General features: G+C 71.6%; 17 protein-coding genes. 10 read left to right on the forward strand and 7 right to left on the reverse strand.

Annotated elements, in window-relative coordinates; all coding sequences use genetic code 11:
- Nucleotides 1–181: 181 nt before the first annotated feature.
- Together ACZ6WH_RS12005 and ACZ6WH_RS12010 are read left to right on the forward strand one after the other, a co-directional pair.
- Nucleotides 182–1,447, forward strand: a complete 1,266-nt coding sequence (locus tag ACZ6WH_RS12005; RefSeq protein ID WP_469727788.1) for a glycosyltransferase 87 family protein — start codon at nucleotides 182–184, stop codon at nucleotides 1,445–1,447.
- A gap of 10 nt (nucleotides 1,448–1,457) precedes the next feature.
- Entirely contained in the window at nucleotides 1,458–2,348 is an 891-nt protein-coding gene (locus ACZ6WH_RS12010; protein WP_469727790.1) for an alpha/beta fold hydrolase, read from the forward strand.
- Between the two features lie 107 nt (nucleotides 2,349–2,455).
- Here ACZ6WH_RS12010 and ACZ6WH_RS12015 read toward each other — a convergent pair whose 3' ends face one another.
- The 5 genes from ACZ6WH_RS12015 to ACZ6WH_RS12035 form a co-directional block, all read right to left on the reverse strand.
- Nucleotides 2,456–3,121: an STAS domain-containing protein gene (locus ACZ6WH_RS12015; protein ID WP_469727792.1), complete on the reverse strand. Its 666-nt coding sequence runs from the start codon at nucleotides 3,119–3,121 to the stop codon at nucleotides 2,456–2,458.
- 353 nt (nucleotides 3,122–3,474) lie between these two features.
- Nucleotides 3,475–4,077: a hypothetical protein gene (locus ACZ6WH_RS12020; protein WP_469727794.1), complete on the reverse strand. Its 603-nt coding sequence runs from the start codon at nucleotides 4,075–4,077 to the stop codon at nucleotides 3,475–3,477.
- A gap of 290 nt (nucleotides 4,078–4,367) precedes the next feature.
- The gene (locus ACZ6WH_RS12025; protein WP_469727796.1) at nucleotides 4,368–5,762 is read right to left on the reverse strand and encodes an FAD-binding oxidoreductase; all 1,395 of its coding nucleotides are present in this window, start codon (nucleotides 5,760–5,762) and stop codon (nucleotides 4,368–4,370) included.
- Between the two features lie 118 nt (nucleotides 5,763–5,880).
- Complete coding sequence (locus tag ACZ6WH_RS12030) at nucleotides 5,881–6,708, reverse strand: Crp/Fnr family transcriptional regulator (RefSeq protein WP_469727797.1); 828 nt, start codon at nucleotides 6,706–6,708, stop codon at nucleotides 5,881–5,883.
- Nucleotides 6,672–7,310, reverse strand: a complete 639-nt coding sequence (locus tag ACZ6WH_RS12035; protein ID WP_469727799.1) for a chemotaxis protein CheB — start codon at nucleotides 7,308–7,310, stop codon at nucleotides 6,672–6,674. Before ACZ6WH_RS12035 ends, ACZ6WH_RS12030 begins: the two co-directional genes overlap by 37 nt.
- A gap of 409 nt (nucleotides 7,311–7,719) precedes the next feature.
- Here ACZ6WH_RS12035 and ACZ6WH_RS12040 point away from each other — a divergent pair, with 409 nt between their 5' ends.
- Nucleotides 7,720–8,145: a GntR family transcriptional regulator gene (locus ACZ6WH_RS12040; RefSeq protein ID WP_469727800.1), complete on the forward strand. Its 426-nt coding sequence runs from the start codon at nucleotides 7,720–7,722 to the stop codon at nucleotides 8,143–8,145.
- Nucleotides 8,142–8,723, forward strand: a complete 582-nt coding sequence (locus tag ACZ6WH_RS12045) for an HD domain-containing protein (RefSeq protein WP_469727801.1) — start codon at nucleotides 8,142–8,144, stop codon at nucleotides 8,721–8,723. Before ACZ6WH_RS12040 ends, ACZ6WH_RS12045 begins: the two co-directional genes overlap by 4 nt.
- Here the strand turns inward: ACZ6WH_RS12045 and ACZ6WH_RS12050 are convergent.
- Both ACZ6WH_RS12050 and ACZ6WH_RS12055 read right to left on the reverse strand, forming a co-directional pair.
- Entirely contained in the window at nucleotides 8,711–9,184 is a 474-nt protein-coding gene (locus ACZ6WH_RS12050) for an NUDIX domain-containing protein (protein WP_469727802.1), read from the reverse strand. The genes ACZ6WH_RS12045 and ACZ6WH_RS12050 overlap by 13 nt on opposite strands.
- Before the next feature lie 8 nt (nucleotides 9,185–9,192).
- Nucleotides 9,193–9,948 (reverse strand): helix-turn-helix transcriptional regulator, encoded by a 756-nt coding sequence (locus tag ACZ6WH_RS12055; RefSeq protein WP_469727803.1) that lies wholly within the window; start codon nucleotides 9,946–9,948, stop codon nucleotides 9,193–9,195.
- 719 nt (nucleotides 9,949–10,667) lie between these two features.
- On the opposite strand from ACZ6WH_RS12055, the gene ACZ6WH_RS12060 reads away from it, so the two are divergent.
- The 6 genes from ACZ6WH_RS12060 (at nucleotide 10,668) to ACZ6WH_RS12085 (ending at nucleotide 15,436) form a co-directional block, all read left to right on the forward strand.
- On the forward strand, nucleotides 10,668–11,051 hold the full coding sequence (locus ACZ6WH_RS12060) for a RapZ C-terminal domain-containing protein (protein ID WP_469727805.1): 384 nt from the start codon (nucleotides 10,668–10,670) through the stop codon (nucleotides 11,049–11,051).
- A gap of 113 nt (nucleotides 11,052–11,164) precedes the next feature.
- Nucleotides 11,165–11,422 carry a DUF6284 family protein gene (locus ACZ6WH_RS12065; protein ID WP_469727807.1) on the forward strand — a complete coding sequence of 86 codons (258 nt, stop codon included), beginning with the start codon at nucleotides 11,165–11,167 and terminating at the stop codon, nucleotides 11,420–11,422.
- Entirely contained in the window at nucleotides 11,419–11,955 is a 537-nt protein-coding gene (locus tag ACZ6WH_RS12070) for a hypothetical protein (protein WP_469727808.1), read from the forward strand. The genes ACZ6WH_RS12065 and ACZ6WH_RS12070 overlap by 4 nt, the downstream gene beginning before the upstream one ends.
- Entirely contained in the window at nucleotides 11,952–12,962 is a 1,011-nt protein-coding gene (locus ACZ6WH_RS12075; RefSeq protein WP_469727810.1) for a DUF2637 domain-containing protein, read from the forward strand. Before ACZ6WH_RS12070 ends, ACZ6WH_RS12075 begins: the two co-directional genes overlap by 4 nt.
- Nucleotides 12,962–13,330, forward strand: coding sequence for an RRQRL motif-containing zinc-binding protein (locus ACZ6WH_RS12080; protein WP_469727812.1), 369 nt, complete (start codon nucleotides 12,962–12,964; stop codon nucleotides 13,328–13,330). Before ACZ6WH_RS12075 ends, ACZ6WH_RS12080 begins: the two co-directional genes overlap by 1 nt.
- Before the next feature lie 87 nt (nucleotides 13,331–13,417).
- Complete coding sequence (locus ACZ6WH_RS12085; protein ID WP_469727813.1) at nucleotides 13,418–15,436, forward strand: hypothetical protein; 2,019 nt, start codon at nucleotides 13,418–13,420, stop codon at nucleotides 15,434–15,436.
- The last annotated feature ends 447 nt before the right edge of the window (nucleotides 15,437–15,883 follow it).

The raw sequence follows: 15,883 nt of genomic DNA on the forward strand, positions 1-15,883 counted from the left end.
CTCGGACCGCACGAGTCGGTATAGAGGCGAGATCTGCGGACACGGACGGCACTCTACACTCCACGTATACACACAGTTTATACGAGTCCGTCTCCACGCTGCCGAGGAAAGGAAAACGCCCCGTGAGGAAAGGCCGGGCCCCGCTGGTCACCGTGCTCCGCGCCTGGGTGCTCACCCGTCTGTGGCTCGTGCCCGCCGCGCTGAAGCTCGGCCGGTTCCACGGGGACGGCGGCCTCGACCCGTCCGTGGGCCGGGTCTACCGCTCCTGGTTCGCGGTCCTGTCCTCCGGCGCCTTCCCCGAGCACGACGTCAGCTGGCAGTACCCGCCGGACGCGGCCCTCCCCCTGCTCTCGCCCGCTCTCGCGCCGCGCCTCGACTACGGGCACGCCTCGTCATCGGCGCGGCCCTGTGCGACGCGACGGTGTTCGCGCTGCTGCTGCGTACCGCCGTCCGGCGCGAGCGGGGCGGCCCGGCGCCCACCGGCAGCCGCGGCCGGGCGTTCACCGGCCCCCTCGCCGGGCCCTGGATGTGGACCGTCGGCCTCGCGCTGCTCAGCACGGTCCCGTGGAACCGCTTCGACCTGCACGTCACCGCGGCCGCCATGGCCGCGCTCGCCGTGGCGGCCATGGCCTCCCGGCCGGCCGGGGGCGCCCGGAAGTACCGCGCGTTCGGGGCACTGACCGCGCTCGCCGCGCTGATCAAGGTGTGGTCGGTGCTGCTGCTCCTCGGTACGGAGCGGGGACGCCGTACGCGTACCGCCCGGACCGCGGCGGCCGTCGGCACGGCCGTGCTCACCGCCGGCTTCGCGCTCGCCATGCCGCACGCCTTCTCGTTCCTCACGGCGCAGAGCGAACGCGGCATGCAGATCGAGTCGGTCGGATCGCTGCCGTTCCACCTGGCCCGGCACTTCGGGTGGCGCGGCACCTGGGCCGCCAGGGACGGCTCGCACGAGTTCGTCGGCCCGTACGTCCCGCAGGTCACCGTCGCGATGCAGGCGCTGACCGTGCTGAGCCTGGCGTGGCTGCTGTGGTGGCGGCGCCGGCGGACGGCGGCCGACGCGCCCTGGGTGCTGCCGGACGCGGCGCTCACCGCGACGCTCCTCTTCGTGGTCACCAGCCGGGTGATCAGTCCGCAGTACCTGATCTGGCTGGTCGGCCTGGCGGCCGTCTGCCTGCTGCGCCCCGGCACCACCCAACGGCCCGTCGCCCGGCTGCTGCTGGCCGCCTGCCTGTGCACGACGCTGGACTTCCCGCTGCTCTACCGCGAACTGCGGGACGACGCCGACTGGTTGGCCATCGCCAACCTCTGGGCCCGCAACCTCCTGCTGCTCACGGCGGCCGGCCTGTCGGCGGTACGGCTGTGGCGCGGCGCCACCGGCGAGACGCACCGAAGTGACCGACTCCGCCCGATCCACCCCACCCTTCCCCTGTCCACGGCAAAAATGTGATCATGGCACCATGAGCAGCGATATGAGGATGTCCGCGGACTTCGGGTCCGGTGCGCCGGACCCGGCCGGCACGGGACCGGCCGTCGAGACCGGCACCGCGCCCGTCGCGGGCGGCGAGCTGTACTACGAGGCGGCGGGCTCGGGCCCGGCGCTGGTGCTGCTGCACGAGGGCATGCTCGACCTGACCATGTGGGACGAGCAGTTCGAGTGGCTCGCGCGCGCCGGCCACCGGGTGATCCGGTACGACGCCCGGGGCCACGGCCGCTCCTCCCCGGTCGAGGGGGACTACGCCCACCACGAGGACCTCAGGGCGCTGCTCGCCCATCTCGGCGTCGGCCGCGCGACGTTGATCGGTCACTCGCACGGCGCGCGCGTCGCGCTGGACAGCGCACTGGCCCACCCGGACACCGTGGCGGCCCTCGTCCTGGCCGCGCCCGGCATCAGCGGCCGGACGTTCTCCGACCCGTTCCTGCTCCAGCACATCCGGGAGCAGGTGGCCGCGGTGAGCGCGCCGGGCGGCGTGACGCGCTTCATCGAGCACTTCCTGCGGATGTGGGTGGACGGGCCGCACCGCGAGCCGGCCCAGGTCGACCCGGCCCTGCGGGAACGCGTCCGGGCGACGGCGAAGGCCACGGTGACCGCGCACGCCGAAGGGATGGGCCGCGGCGCGGCGTTCGAGGTCGGCGCGGCGCACCGGCTGGCGGAGATCCGGGTACCGACCCTGGTCATGGACGGCGACCTCGACAGCACCGACATCTCGGCCAACGCGCACGCGGTGGCGCTCACCGTGCCGGGTGCCCGGCGCGCCCGCATCCCCGCCGCCGGGCACATGGTGAACCTGGAGAACGCCGAGGAGTTCGACCGCGAACTGGCCGGATTCCTGCGGGGCGCCGCGTACTGACCACCGGCGCCTGCGCCCCTGCCCGGGCCGTGCCGCCGCCGGTCCCGGCGGGGCCCTGTCCGCCTCTCCCGTCCCCCGTGGCCACGCACGCGCCACGGGGGACCGCGTCAGACGCCGGAAGAGTCGCCGTCCACCTGTCCGACCAGCTCGAACGGCTCGCGCAGCGCGGCCAGTTTGAGCAGCCGGATGACGACGGGCCGGAGGTTCATGAGCACCAGCCGGCCGCCGCGCTCCGCCAGCCGGTCCCGTACCCGGCACAGCAGGTCGAGACCGCTGCAGTCCATGAACGTGACGTGCCGCAGGTCGATCATCATGGTCTTCTCGGGCACCGCGCCGACCCTGCCGCCGCTTCCGGTGTCCGGGAACCCGTCGGGCAGCACGCCCGGCGGCGAGGTCGGAAATCCGGAAAGCGTCACGGGAAAGGCGTCCGGCAACGGGATCACGTCGGCCGGCGCCTCGGGAAGGACTTCGGGGCGGGCTTCGGGACGTGCTTCGGGCAGCGCGGGCACCTTCGGAAGAAGTCTCGGCATACCCTTCGGTCCGCTCGGTACCGTACGGGACCGGGGAGCGGGAAATATCACCGACCGGCGCAGCGCGAAGAGCGCGTTGAACGCCAGCAGGACGTCGGCTTCGATGCGTAGTGCCATGGCCAGGTCGAGTTCGCCATGAAGTGCCAGGACCACCGTGTCGCCTCCCTGGCGAACGGTTACCTGCACGTCGGCGTCGCTTCCCCCCACGTCACCCCCAGTTGTGCTTAAGGCCGTATCGAACACGGCGATGGGCCGATGCGCACCAGGGTCTGGGATGCACAGGCACCGTAACCGGGCTTTGTGACGCAGAATCGATCAGCCAGGACAGAACGCCTCTGTCGGGTGAATTTTCGCCACATCGCTTGACGGCAGGCCAAGTTCCCGCGGCGGCCGAATGACATCGGAAAAAGCCACGGGAAGCACTGGAACTCTGCATTTATGCAAGAAATCCCCGACGGGGGAAAGCATAAGGGCCCACGGCGGCCGGTCAACCCTTTCGAGGCCGCGGCCACCGTGTTTCACCCTGCGGGGCCGCATCCACCGCGGCCCCCGGCGGTACGCCCGTCGGGTGTGCGCGCCGCCCCGCCGCGGGCGGCTCAGCCCTCCGCGACCAGGTCCGTCGCGACGGCCTCCGCCGCCATGCCGCAGGCCACGACGGGCAGCTGGACGACGTCTGCGGCGCCCGTCCGGTCCCCGGCCGCCGCCAGCGCCGCGACCAGGGGGAACGGGCGGCGGAAGGACACCGCGAGGGAGCCGTCCGTACGGTGCTGCACCCGCAGCCGCCCGCCGTACAGATCGGCGGCGACCTGCCCGGTGGCCTCGTCGGCCGGCTCCCGCGCCGCCGGCCCGTCCGGGGCGGGCCCGCCCACGGCCCGGCTCCCCTCCCCGTCACCCTCGCCCCGGTCACCCTCGTCCCGGTCATCGATCCGTACCGCGCACTGCCCGCCGTCGACTTCGATCGTGAGGCGGTACGCGTCGGCGCTGCCGTGGGACATCACGTAGGCCGTCGCCCTGGCGAGGTCCGAGGCCACGGACGCGGCCCCCTCCCCCACGACACCGAGCGCGTCCAGCACCGCACAGGCGAGGACGGTGGCCTCCTTGTCACCACCGGGGCGTCGTCGCGCGCTGAGTGCCCAGCGGAACGCGGGAACTCGGCCGGCGGCCGGGGACATACGGGAGACGGCCGTACTCTGCTCCATGGCCGGACCCTGCTCTCCTTCGGAAGCGGACTTCTCTGCGGGGCTGCTGTCCACGGTGAACGCGCTGAACAGCCCATGACCGGGGTCCGGGGCCACTGGGCCTCACCCTAGAACTCACGATCGACGCGGAACCTGCCATTTCCGGCCACGTGCCCCCATGCCGACCACATCCGCCCCGTGCGCCGTCGGCACACCACATCCGCCCCTCCCCGCCCACGTCCGGCGCGGTAAGTCACCACGCCTGCATAACCGGCAGAAGGGACAGTCCGGTACCGGACCGCGCGGTACGGCTACGCGGCGGCCGGCGCCGGAGCGATGTTGTGATTCAGCCGGAAGACGTTGTCCGGGTCGTACGCGGCCTTCACCGCGGCGAGCCGCCGGTGGTTGTCGGCGCCGACCCCGGCGACGACCCGTTCGCCGCCCTCGTCCCCGATGAAGTTCAGGTACACGGCCCCGCTCGACCACGGCCGCATGTCGTCCCGCAGGCCGCGCGCCCAGCTCCGGGCCCGCTCGTCGTCGGCGGGGTCCTCCCACAGGCCCAGCGGGTGCACCGCCCACGGCGCGGTCCGCCAGGGCACCGGGTGGTCCGCCGCGCCCCGCGCGACCGCGCCGCCCTGCGGCAGCAGCAGATGCTGGGACGGCGACGGCACGACCATGTCACCGGCGCGCGTGCAGAACGTCTCGACGGCGGGGTCGGGCAGCTCGGCCAGGTACTCGGCCGACCAGTAGTTCCGGTAGCCGGGCGGGTCGTCGAGCAGGCACTGGAACTCCGCGTACGGCATGTCCGCGAGCAGCTCGCCCTCGTGCCCGAGGCGCAGCATCGGCGCGACCACCTCCCGCGCCGCCGACAGCGGCCCCGCGTAGGTGAAGAGGCACGCACAGGTCAGCCGTCCCACCAGGTGCGCGGGCACGAACTGCTCGGCGGGCCCGGTGAGATACAGCAGCCCGCCGCCGACCTCGTCCGGCGCCGCCGCCATGAAGTCGCGGTACGCGCGCATGACATCGGGGCCGGCCTCCGGCCGCCACACCAGCAGGGCGAAACTGAACTCCGGCAGCTCGTACAGCCGGAGCGTGAAGGAGGTCGCGACGCCGAAGTTGCCACCGCCTCCGTGCAGCGCCCAGAACAGCTCGGGATGCTCCGTCGCGCTCGCCCGTACGGCCTCCCCGGCCGCCGTGACCAGCTCGACCTCCTCCAGGTTGTCGCAGGTCAGCCCGTACTTGCGCTCCAGCCAGCCGGAGCCGCCGCCCAGCGTGTAGCCGCCCACGCCCGTGGTCGAGACCCGGCCGCCGGTCGTCGCCAGCCCGTGCGCGGCGGCCGCCCGGTCCAGGTCTCCCATCGTCGCGCCGCCGCCGACGCGTACCGTGCGGCTCCCGGCGTCGACCGTCGCGGCGTTCATCCGCCGCAGGTCGACGACGAGCCCGCCGTCGTTCACCGCCCGCCCGGCCACGCCGTGCCCGCCGCCGCGCACCGCGATCTCCAGCCCGTGCTCCCGCGCGAACCGCACCGCCCGGGCGACGTCCCCGGCGTGCGCGCACCCGGCGATGACCGCGGGACGGCGGTCGATCATCGCGTTGAACACACCGCGCCGCACGTCGTACGCCGGATCCCCCGGCACGGTCACTTCCCCCGCGAACCCGGCCCGCAGACCCGTCACCGCCGCACCGCTCACCTCACGGGATGCCATCGGATACCCCCTGGTACGCATCCGGCCGAATCCCCCGTGCCCGGAGCGTAGCGCCGCGCGCCACCCCCGCCAGCCCTCCCGCACAAGCGCGTACGGCTCTGGCGTCGCCGGGTGCCGCTCAGCCCCCTCCCCAGGGCGCCCGGCGGAGCTCCGGCGGGGTCCCGGCAGGCGGGAACGCGGTGTCGATGACCTCGCGGAGCGCCCGGTAGCAACCGCACGCCCGCGCTTCCAGCCGCTCCCGGTCCAGCACGGTGATGATGCCGCGGCGGTAGCTGATGCATCCCTCGTCGGCCAGCTCACCGGCGACCTCGCTCACCGAGGACCTGCGTACCGCGAGCATCTGCGCGAGGAACTTCTGCGTCAGCTCGAACTCGTCGCTGTGCATCCGGTCGGCCGTCATCAGCAGCCAGCGGGCGCACCGCTCCCGGACGCGGTGGCTGCGGTTGCAGGCGGCGTTCCGCGCGAGCTGGGTGAACATCGTCTGGGTGTAGTGCTGCATGACCTGCTGGAGCGCGCCGTCCACGACGGCCAGTTCGTGCCGGAAGAGGTCCGCGTCCATCCGCAGCGCCCACCCGGAGACCTGGACGATCGCCCGCTCGGTCGGGATGCCGATACCCAGGAAGACCGGGAGCCCGACCACGCCTTCGTCGCCGACGGTGGCGACCTCCACGTCCGGGCCCGCCTCCAGCTCGGCGATGATCGAGCAGACGCCGCGCGCGGGGAACCACAGGGCGTCGATCCGCTCGCCGGGCCGGTACAGCACCTCGGAGAGTGCCAGTTCGACCGGCTTGAGCTGGGGGAGCAGCCGCTCCTGCTCCGCCTCCGGCAGGGTGGCCAGGAGCCGGTTGGCCCGCAGGTCCTGCCGACTGACCGCGCCGCCCGCCATGACCCGCTCGCCTTCGTCAGTGATCAGCCGGCCGCTGCCGGCGGAAGGGTCGCCGCCCACGGGGGCAACGACACCCGCATCAGGCCCGCCGCGCCCGGCACCATCACCAGGCCGACCAGCGCGTGAGCCAGCACCGGCAGGGGCAGTACGAAGTCTACGCAGCCGGTGGCGATCGCGGCGCGGGGCATGCCGAACGCCTCCGAGGTGGTGATGTCCTGGGCGAGCACCCGCCCGCCGGCTCCCCGTACGTGCCGCACACCGAGCGCCCCGTCGTCCATCCGGCCGGTCAGCACCGCGGTCAGCAGCCGGGGCCCGAACGCCGCGGCGGCCGAGGCGAACACCAGGTCCGCCGGGTTCTTGCCGTCCACGATGTTCAGCGCCACCTTCCCCTCGGCCGTGAAAGAAGCCGCATGGCCCGCCGGCACCACATGGACGACACCGGCCGTCAGCCGGTCCCCCTCGGCCAGCATCCGCACCGGCAGCGCGGAGCGGTACGCGAGCACCTTCAGGAGCGAGTCGTACTCCCGCACGGGCCGGTGCTGCACCAGCACCACAGCCGCGGGAAAACCCTCGGGCAACGCCGCCAGGATCTCGCGGTAGGCGTTCACGCCCCCGAGCGAAGCGGCCAGACACACCACGTCAAAGGCGGCCCCGCCGTCCATCCTCTGTACGGTACCGAACACACATCCAGCCTAATGCCCGCGACCGGACACAGTCACTCCCTCCCCCTCCCCGCCCACCCCGAACGGGAAAGACCCCCCGTCAAGATCGACGAGGGGTCTTCGCACTGGTGGGCACAACAGGATTTGAACCTGTGACATCTGCTTTGTAAGTTCCGCCTGAGGCCCCTGGGGCCAGGCGCTCGGGAGCTATGCCCCGCCCGTGAAGTACGCCGGAGATCGTCGAGGTCCAGCGAAGTGCACCGGCGTTGCCGTCAACAGCTGCCGTCAGATGCACGGCGCTCCATGAAGTCGGCAGTACCCCAGAGTGCAGGCCGAGACTCCTTCGGTCCACCACCAACGATGGCATGGGAACCTGGGAAGGGATGGCCCTGAGCGTGGAGGAGTGGACGTGCCGCAGGCGAACCCGAGGAACACCTATCTGGCCGTCGCTGACGCGCTGCGGAACGACATCGCCGCCGGAGATGTGCCGGGCGGGATGTTCACCGAGGCTGGACTCCGCAAGCGGTTCGGCGTGGCGCGTACGACGGTGCAGCGGGCGTTGAAGGCGCTCGCGGAAGAGAAACTGGTGGAGCCAGAGCCCGGTGTTGGTTGGTGGCTGGTCGGCCACGAGCGGCCGTTGGAGAAGGTCACGCGAGTCTTTGCCGAGGACGGCCTCACGGTAGGTGACCCGTTTCCTTCTGAGTCGAAGCTGATGGAGCGGACCGACTGCGAACGCTCCCCCGTACGGCGCGCCCTGGCCCAGTTGGAGAGCCAGGGGTATCTGAAGTCCACCCACGGCAAGGGGCGCACCGTCATTGCGCTCCCCAGCCGATGACACTGGAGAGGTGCTCTGTGCAGTTGAAGGACTGGGCTTACAAGACCTCAGAGCGGATGCTGGCTGAGCCCCTGCCCCGGCGGTGGGCGCACTCCCTAGGGGTTGCCAGCAAGGCACGTACGCTCGCGCCGATCCTCGGCGACAATGCAGAGCTGATGGAGGCCGCCGCAGTCCTGCACGATGTGGGGTATTCGCCGTCCATCGCCTCCACCGGCTTCCATCCACTGGACGGGGCTCGCTTCCTGCGGCACCAGGAGCGCGCCGACGAGCGGTTGGTCCGCATCGTCGCTCACCACTCGTGCGCCCTGCTGGAGGCGGACCTGCGCGGACTGCGGCACGAGCTGGAGACTGAGTTCGCTCTGGAGTCCCCGGACCTGGTCGACGCGATGATCTACTGCGACATGACCACCACTCCGTACGGCGACCCAACCGACGTCGACCAGCGCCTCACCGAGATCGCCAGCCGCTACGGGCCTGAGCACCTGGTGACCGCATTCATCCAACAGGCCGGCCCTGAGATCCGAGCGGCAGCAGAGCGAGTGTTGGAGCGGCTGGAGTCGGCTCCTCAGCCGATGTAGGGAGCCGTGCGCGACTCGTCCAGCGCATGGTCGATGCGCAGGCGCATGGACGGGTGAATGTTCAGGGCATCTAGTTCTGCCGGGGCGACCCAGCGGACCTCTTTGGATTCCGAGCTGGTACGGAGTTCGCCCCCGACAGGCCGGGCCCGGAAGCAGATGGAGAACTGCTGGCGGACTTCACCGTCGTCGTACGCCATGACGTGCTCAGGATCGGTGTAGAGCCCGCTGACGGCATCGATCTCGACGTCGATGCCGGTCTCTTCCTGAACCTCGCGGACCACGGTGTCGCCGATACGCTCGCCGATGTCGTGGCCGCCGCCGGGAAGGGCCCACAGGTCGTTGTCGGTCTTGTGGATGACCAGGACGCGGCCGTCGTGGTCGCGCACGACGGCGGTCACCGAGGGCACGACGGAGTTGGCCGGCGGGGCGGCCGGGTCACGGAAGTAGTCCACGCGGGGCATGTGGGTCCTCAGGCTTCGTCAGGGGAGGAGATCGGGCGGGCGGTTTCCCAGATCCGCTCGATGCTCTCGGCGTAGGTGTCGAAAAGCTCGCCGCCCGGAACGCGCTGGAGATGCAGAACCGGGGCCAGGTAGGCGCCGACACCGTAGACGTGACCGTTCACCAGCATCTCCTCGTCCGCCCGGTACAGAGAGTTGTAGAGCACCGTGCTGTGCAGCCGGAACTCCACGCCGGGCAGGCCGAACAGTCGGCCGTAGTTCGCGAGCGCATTGCGGACCTTGGAGCCCATGGCAGCGCCGATTCCCTCATCCTCGCCACGCTGGGCCACGGCCGCGCAGTCCGGCTCTCCGAGCATGAAGCGCATGGGCACGCCGTCGGCGGACTTCTCCTTGACCACGCGCAGGAACGCAGGGTCTTCCGTGAGCCAGAAGCATGAGTAGGCGACGAGGTCGAAGTGGTGCGTGGCCTGCGCGTACAGCTTCGGCCACAGGCTCTGGAGCACCACCGAGCGGTGCGGGTAGAGCTTGACGAGTTCGGCGTTACCGGAGGAGGTCACCTCCTCCGATGTCCGTTCGTCGGGCCAGAGGTACGACACCTCGCACCGCAGCAGGTTCGCCAGCGCGTACTGAAACTTCCGATAGGGCTTACGGTTCGGCTCGTTGATCCAGCGATCCACGGTCTTGGCCGCGACCCCCACGCGCTCGCCAACCTGCTCATGTGTGAGGCCCAGGTCGACGATCGCGCCGCGGAGCCGTTCGTTCGCCACGTTGTTTTCCCCCTCTTACCCCGGGACGACTTGGGACGACTTCGACCGTAGCGAGACAGGCTCGCCAGGTCCACCACCTCGCGTCGATCAACGGAACGTCCCGGGACGGCTTAGGACGACTGAAGCCGGAACGGAGTCGTCCCAGTCGTGTGTGGGTCGTCAGCCCAGCTCAGGCCACTCTTGAGGACATCAGGCGGCACGAGGGCCCGGGGCGAAATCAGCGAATGACTTGACGGCCCGTATCTTCGTCGGCACGATGAGAGACATGTTCAACATGTATTCCATGTTGGACGTGAAGGCGCCTGTCTGGGCGCCGGAGCAGAAGGCGGGGACGCTGCGATCCCGCTGAAGGCCAGGGGACAGGGCTTCGGCCCGACTGGCGAGGTGGCCCGGTGACCGCGAGCAACGGCCGGAGAGTGGGGACGAGGTCCCCCTTGCAGTGCAAGTTCCGTGTCCGCAACACCGGAAGGAGAGGGCAGGTGAATCAAAGACATCTCTGGGCGCCGCCGTGATCGACCGGCCGGCGACGCCTGTGCATCACCCCAGTTCGCGAGCCGAGATTGCCGCCGACGGACAAGCCGGTCGCCCTTCTTCCTGCCATCGCAGCGGCTAGCGCTGCGGCCGGTTGCCTCCTCCGCCCGTCCGGCCCGCATTCGTGCGTCTCCGTACGGGCGGGGCCGAGGGGAGCCGGAACATTCCTTCGCTTCTGAGGAGCCTTCATGCCTGCTGTTGTGGAGATCGTGTCGTTCGGCTACCTGCACGACGAGCCGCCGGCCGCCCACCTGACCATCGACCTGCGGCACCACTTCCGCGACCCGCACGTCCGTCCGGAGCTGCGGTACATGACCGCGGAGGACGCGCCGGTCCGCGCCTTGGTGCTGAGCACCCCCGGCATCCTCGACCTGATCGCGGCCACCGTCACGGCGGTGGCCGCGTTCGCCTCCGGCCCCAGCGCCGGGGTCATCACAGTCGCCGACGGGTGCGCCGGCGGCCGGCACCGCGCCCCGGTCTTCGCCCGCGTCCTGGCCGAGGTGCTGAGTTCGGCTGGGCACAGCGTCACCGTCTGCCACCGCGACCTGGACAAGCCCGTCGTCCAGCGCTGACAGCCCCGCCGCCCGCCTTCTGCGGGTGGCTCTTTCCCCGAAACGGCGCGGCCCCGGGTGGCACCCCGGGGCCGCTGTCGGGCCGTTCCACCGATCAAAGAGGAGCACGACCCATGGAATCCATCGTCACTGTTCAGCAGGCTGTTACCGCGTTTGCGCCCTGGCTGGAGCCGACTGACGCCGAGCTGGACGCCATCGAGCAGGAGATGCCCGTCATCGACGCGGACGTCGAGCTGTTGGACGTGCAGATCAGCCTGCTGGACCGGCCGGCCACCGAGCTGGACGCCCGCCGTCTGCGCCGGGCCGCCAACAAGGTGCTGGCCGCCCGCCGCGAGCTGGCCAACCAGGCCGGGATGGGGGACGCGGCATGATCCGCATCGTCACCCGAGCCCGGCTCACGCAGCTGGCCGCCCTGCTGGACGCTGCCCGCGATCGGACTCGCGAGGTGGAGCAGCAGGCCAACGCCGCGTACGGCTCCCACATCCGGGAGACGTTCGAGCTCACCGCCCGCGCCGAGGACGCCGAGAAGGACGCCAATATCGCCAGGATGTGCGCTCGGATGACCCAGCGCACGCTGGATGAGACGGTCGCCAAGCTGGATGAGGCTCGCGCCGAGCTGGCCGACATGAAGAAGCGTCTGGAGGAGCTGAGCCAGACGCCGGCGGATGCGTCCATGATGCTGCTGATTCACTACGGAGAGCCCCACAGCGTCCACCCCGACCGGGAGTCCGCCTACGCCTACGCGGCCACCCTGGGGGTCCCGCTGAGCGGTTGGGGCCCGCCGGATGAACGCCCTGCGGCGGATGTTCAGTGGCGGTGCCTGCCGTTCATCTACGACGCCGACGGCGACCACTTCCGCAGCGTCACCGCGCCCGCCATCGAGCCGTCGGGAGGTGCGGGATGAACGATGTTCATGTGCGTTCAGCCGAGCGCGCTCTGTCGGCTGGCACGTGGCTGATCGTGGGCGGCGCGATGCTCTACTCGATCCTGACCGTCACCCCGCTGATGTCCGCCCACACCCCCAAGGCGTGGGCCTGGACGGCGCCCATCCTGCCGCTGGTGGTCGACGCCGCGGTGGTCATCGTGGTCCGTTTGGACTCGGTGCTGGCCCGCCTGGGCGGGCACGGCGGCCGGTGGCCCATCGCCCTGCGGTGGATGACCGGCGCCATGACCCTGGCACTGAACATCGCCGACTCCGCCCTGAAGAAAGACCTGGTCGGCGTGGCCGTCCACTCCGTGGCGCCGCTCCTGCTGATCGTCACCGCCGAGACCGGCCTTGCCTACCGGCGTGCCATCACTCGGGCGGTGACCGCGCTGGAGGACAAGAAGCAGGCCGAGCGCGAGCGCCGGGAACAGGTGGCCCGGGAGCGGGCGGAGGCCGTACGCCGGGAGCGGGCGGAGGAGCGGGAGCACGCTGCCGCGCTGGCCCGTGAACAGCGCGAGCACGAAGCTCAGCTCGCCCGTGAACAGGCTGAGCGCGAAGAGCGTCACCGGCGTGAGGAGCGCGAGCAGGCCGCCGCCCGGGAGCGGGAGGAACGGGAGGCTCGTGAACGCCGTGAACGGGAGCGTGAACAGGCCGAGCGCGAGCGTGAACGCCGTGAACGCGAGACCGTACAGCGCCGTGAACGCGAGCGGCAGGAGCGCGTCGAGCGTGAACGCCGTGAACGCCAGCAGCGCGAGGAGCAGGCCGCGCGTGAACGCGAGGCTCTCCTGGCCGCCGGGCCGGCCACCGAGAAGCTCCCCGAGGCTCAGGCCCTGTCCACCGTGCGGGCCGCGTTCGCGGCCGAGCTGTCGGTGCGGGCCGCGGCCGAGCTGACCGGATGGTCCACCGGCTGGGTCACCAACCACTACAAGGAGCTGCGCGAGGCGCCCCGCCCGGTCAACGGCACCGCGCTGGCCGGTAGGCCCTGATGCGGTTCTACGACCCCAAGGGCCTGCGGTACGGCATCCCCACCTACCCCTTCCGCCTCGCTCCCGAAGGGCTGGCCACCCGGCGCCAGCTCCGCACCAAGGGGCTGCGGCCGGGCGGCCAGGAAGTGGCCGCGCAAATCCTGTGGCGCACCCGCCATCATCGCGGCGGCGTCCGCGTCGCCTATCTCTACCGCCTCGACCTGGCGCTACCCGTCCGGCCGATGACCCTGGCCAAGCTGGTGGCGCTGGAGAAGGCGAACACCGCCCGCCGCACCTGCCCGCGCTGCCATCAGGACGCGGGCTACGTCGTCCCCTCCTCACTCGGCATGTGTGTGCCCTGCGCGGACACTCCCGCCCTGGCCGCCTGACTCACCCCTCCATACGCAGAGCGCCCCGGCCCGCTTTCCAGGGCCCGGCCGGGGCGCTCTCTCGTGCACTCCGAAGGAGCTGTACCAGTGTCCGACACCACCACCGAGGCCACGACCTCTTCCCCCGAAACCGCCGCCGTCACGGCGGCCGATGGCACTTCGGTGCCGATCGAATTCACCCTCACCCAGCCCACCGCCGAGCAGGAAAAGACCACCCGAGCGCGCTCCGGGCCGGGGCTGCGGGCGCTGCCGGCTGCGGCGTTCGGCGCGGAGGCGCTGTCCACCGGGGCGGCCGCCCTGTACTCCGCGACCGGCCTGGTGGGCACGATGACCGCGGCCGGCGTCGTCGTCGGCGCCACAGCTCTTGCCGGGGCCGGGGTCGCGGTCCGCAAGGCCCGCCGCACCCGCCGGAACACCCCTGGCTCTCGCCGCCACGGTGCCCGTGGCGCAGGCCGCTCGCACGGGGCGCTCGGTTCCGGCGGCGCACGTTCGCACCGCTCCGGTGCCTCCGGCGGCGGCTCGCTCTCCGGAGGCACCCGCGGGTCGCGCGGCGGTACTGGTCACGGCACGTCCGGGATCGACCGGCAGCGCGGTCACGGCAGCATGGGTGCGGGGAGTGCGAGCGGGCTGTCGCTAGCCAAGAACCGTGCCCAGCGCGCCGCCTCCGGCGGTGCGGGCCCGGCCTCGACGGGAGCAAGCAGCCCTCAGCGCGGCAACACCAGCCCCACCACCAGGGCGGCGGGCGGTTCGGGCAGCAGGCGAGGCCTGCTGGACCGCCTCGCTGGTCGCAAGGGCGGAGCCTCTGGGAGCAATGGCACCTCCGCCGACGGGACCGCCGGTAGCGGTCTGCCGGGCAGCGCGGGGAAGCCCTCCGCTGGTGGCGGGTCGCGGCGTGGGGTGCGGTCCACGGTGGCCGCCGCCACCGGCCGCGCCGCTCGCGCTGCGGCTCGCGGGCTGTCGGCGGCCGGGCGGAAGACCGCCGGGCTGGCCTCTTCCCCTGCCGGTCAGCGGCTGCGGGAGCGGATCCGGTCGGCGCGTCGGGAGTTGGCGAAGAGGGGGAAGGCGGCCGTTCCGTTCCTGCTGCGCACCGCCGGCGCCACGCTGGCCGCCGGCACGCTCGGTGCCCTGGTCTACATCCCCGGCCTGCTGCTCCGCGGCATCGCCGCCACCTTCGGCGGGCTGTTCCGCTGGCTGCGCCTGGCCCCGCGCAACGGCAAGAAGTGGGGCGTCCGCTTCACCCACTGGTCGGTGACGGTCGCCAAGTGGGTGTTCGTCAAGCTGATGCGGCGGGCGAAGGCGAAGTACGCCGACGCGGTCCGCGCGGATGTCCTGACCGACTTTCCCGAGCCCGGCCGCCGCACCAAGAGCATCTGGCCGACTGATCACTTCGGAGGGAATCTGGTGTCCGTCTTCCAGCTGGAGACCGAGGGCATGCGCGAGGCGTACGCCCGCTACGAGCCGCCGATGATGCTGGCGGTGGCCGCCGAGTACTGGGGCCTCCCGGAGGGCCTGACCTCCACCGGTGAGGCGATCCGGCAGCTGGCCATCAACACCGCGGACCGGTACCCGGCCGATGCCCGCATGGCCGATCTGGTCGCCGAGGTCTACGCCCTGCTGCACCAGGCCAGCCAGAAGGCCGCCGAGGTCGGCCCGCTGTTCGCCAAGGTCCACGAGCACGACCTGCGGCGCTATGAGGAGCCGCGGCCGGGCGAGCACATGTGGAACATCCTGGAGCGGCGCCAGGACGGCAGCTTCGACCAGCGCCAGCCCTCCCACTTCGTGGCCGTCACCCAGGACATCGCCCACGTCTACGCCCGCTACGAGCCCGGCCACATGAACCAGGTCGCCGCGGAGTTCGAGGGCATCCCCGCCGGCATCGACAACGTCGCCGCCGCCGTCCAGCTGCTGCAGGTCCGCAGCAACGAGAAGTACCCGGTCGACAAGGCCATCGTGGACGCCCTTGCGGACGTGCACACCCTGCTGCTCAAGGCCGCCTCCGCAGCGCAGGACCTGATGCCGAACTTCCGCAGGCTGCACGCCCCGGACATCGCCCGGCACGAGGCCCCGCGCAACGGCGCCGAGGCCGAAGGCATGTGGGACGTCTGACCTGCACGAAGGCGGTGTCTCCCGTCGGTGACGGGCGGGTATCACCAAGCGGCGGATGATTGCCTGGCGGCCCTCCTTTCTTCGCCGCGGCGCACCATCTCCCGGCTTGCTTCGAGCAGCATGGCGCTGGCTTCGAGCAAGACGCGTGATCGCGCCAGTGCTCCTTCGCTTTGCGGCCCGCCAGGGCGGTTGTGCAAGGCCCGGTGAATCAGGGAGCGCTCCAAGTCATCGATGCGCCGTTGGCGTTCGTCTGCGGCCTGCTTTCGCTCCGTCAGCAGGCGTTCGCGTCGGCCAAGGGCCGTCTCGCCCCCCCGCGGGGGCCACTTCCGCTCGTCGGCATCTCGTCTGGCCGATCTGCCGCTGGCCCAGTTGTCATACCGCAGTATCGCCCCGGCGACAGCCAAATGGGCTCTCTCCGGCCGCACGAACATGCGGCCGGAGGGAGCC

It is taken from the genome of Streptomyces sp. NPDC050806 (genome assembly GCF_055586425.1).

Coding starts and splice junctions, on each gene's coding strand:
- ACZ6WH_RS12065 (WP_469727807.1), top strand. CDS start 11,165: ATGGAATCCATCGTCACTGTTCAGCAGGCTGTTACCGCGTTTGCGCCC.
- ACZ6WH_RS12045 (WP_469727801.1), top strand. CDS start 8,142: ATGACACTGGAGAGGTGCTCTGTGCAGTTGAAGGACTGGGCTTACAAG.
- ACZ6WH_RS12070 (WP_469727808.1), top strand. CDS start 11,419: ATGATCCGCATCGTCACCCGAGCCCGGCTCACGCAGCTGGCCGCCCTG.
- ACZ6WH_RS12035 (WP_469727799.1), bottom strand. CDS start 7,310: ATGGACGGCGGGGCCGCCTTTGACGTGGTGTGTCTGGCCGCTTCGCTC.
- ACZ6WH_RS12075 (WP_469727810.1), top strand. CDS start 11,952: ATGAACGATGTTCATGTGCGTTCAGCCGAGCGCGCTCTGTCGGCTGGC.
- ACZ6WH_RS12020 (WP_469727794.1), bottom strand. CDS start 4,077: ATGGAGCAGAGTACGGCCGTCTCCCGTATGTCCCCGGCCGCCGGCCGA.
- ACZ6WH_RS12050 (WP_469727802.1), bottom strand. CDS start 9,184: ATGCCCCGCGTGGACTACTTCCGTGACCCGGCCGCCCCGCCGGCCAAC.
- ACZ6WH_RS12010 (WP_469727790.1), top strand. CDS start 1,458: ATGAGCAGCGATATGAGGATGTCCGCGGACTTCGGGTCCGGTGCGCCG.
- ACZ6WH_RS12025 (WP_469727796.1), bottom strand. CDS start 5,762: ATGGCATCCCGTGAGGTGAGCGGTGCGGCGGTGACGGGTCTGCGGGCC.
- ACZ6WH_RS12060 (WP_469727805.1), top strand. CDS start 10,668: ATGCCTGCTGTTGTGGAGATCGTGTCGTTCGGCTACCTGCACGACGAG.
- ACZ6WH_RS12080 (WP_469727812.1), top strand. CDS start 12,962: ATGCGGTTCTACGACCCCAAGGGCCTGCGGTACGGCATCCCCACCTAC.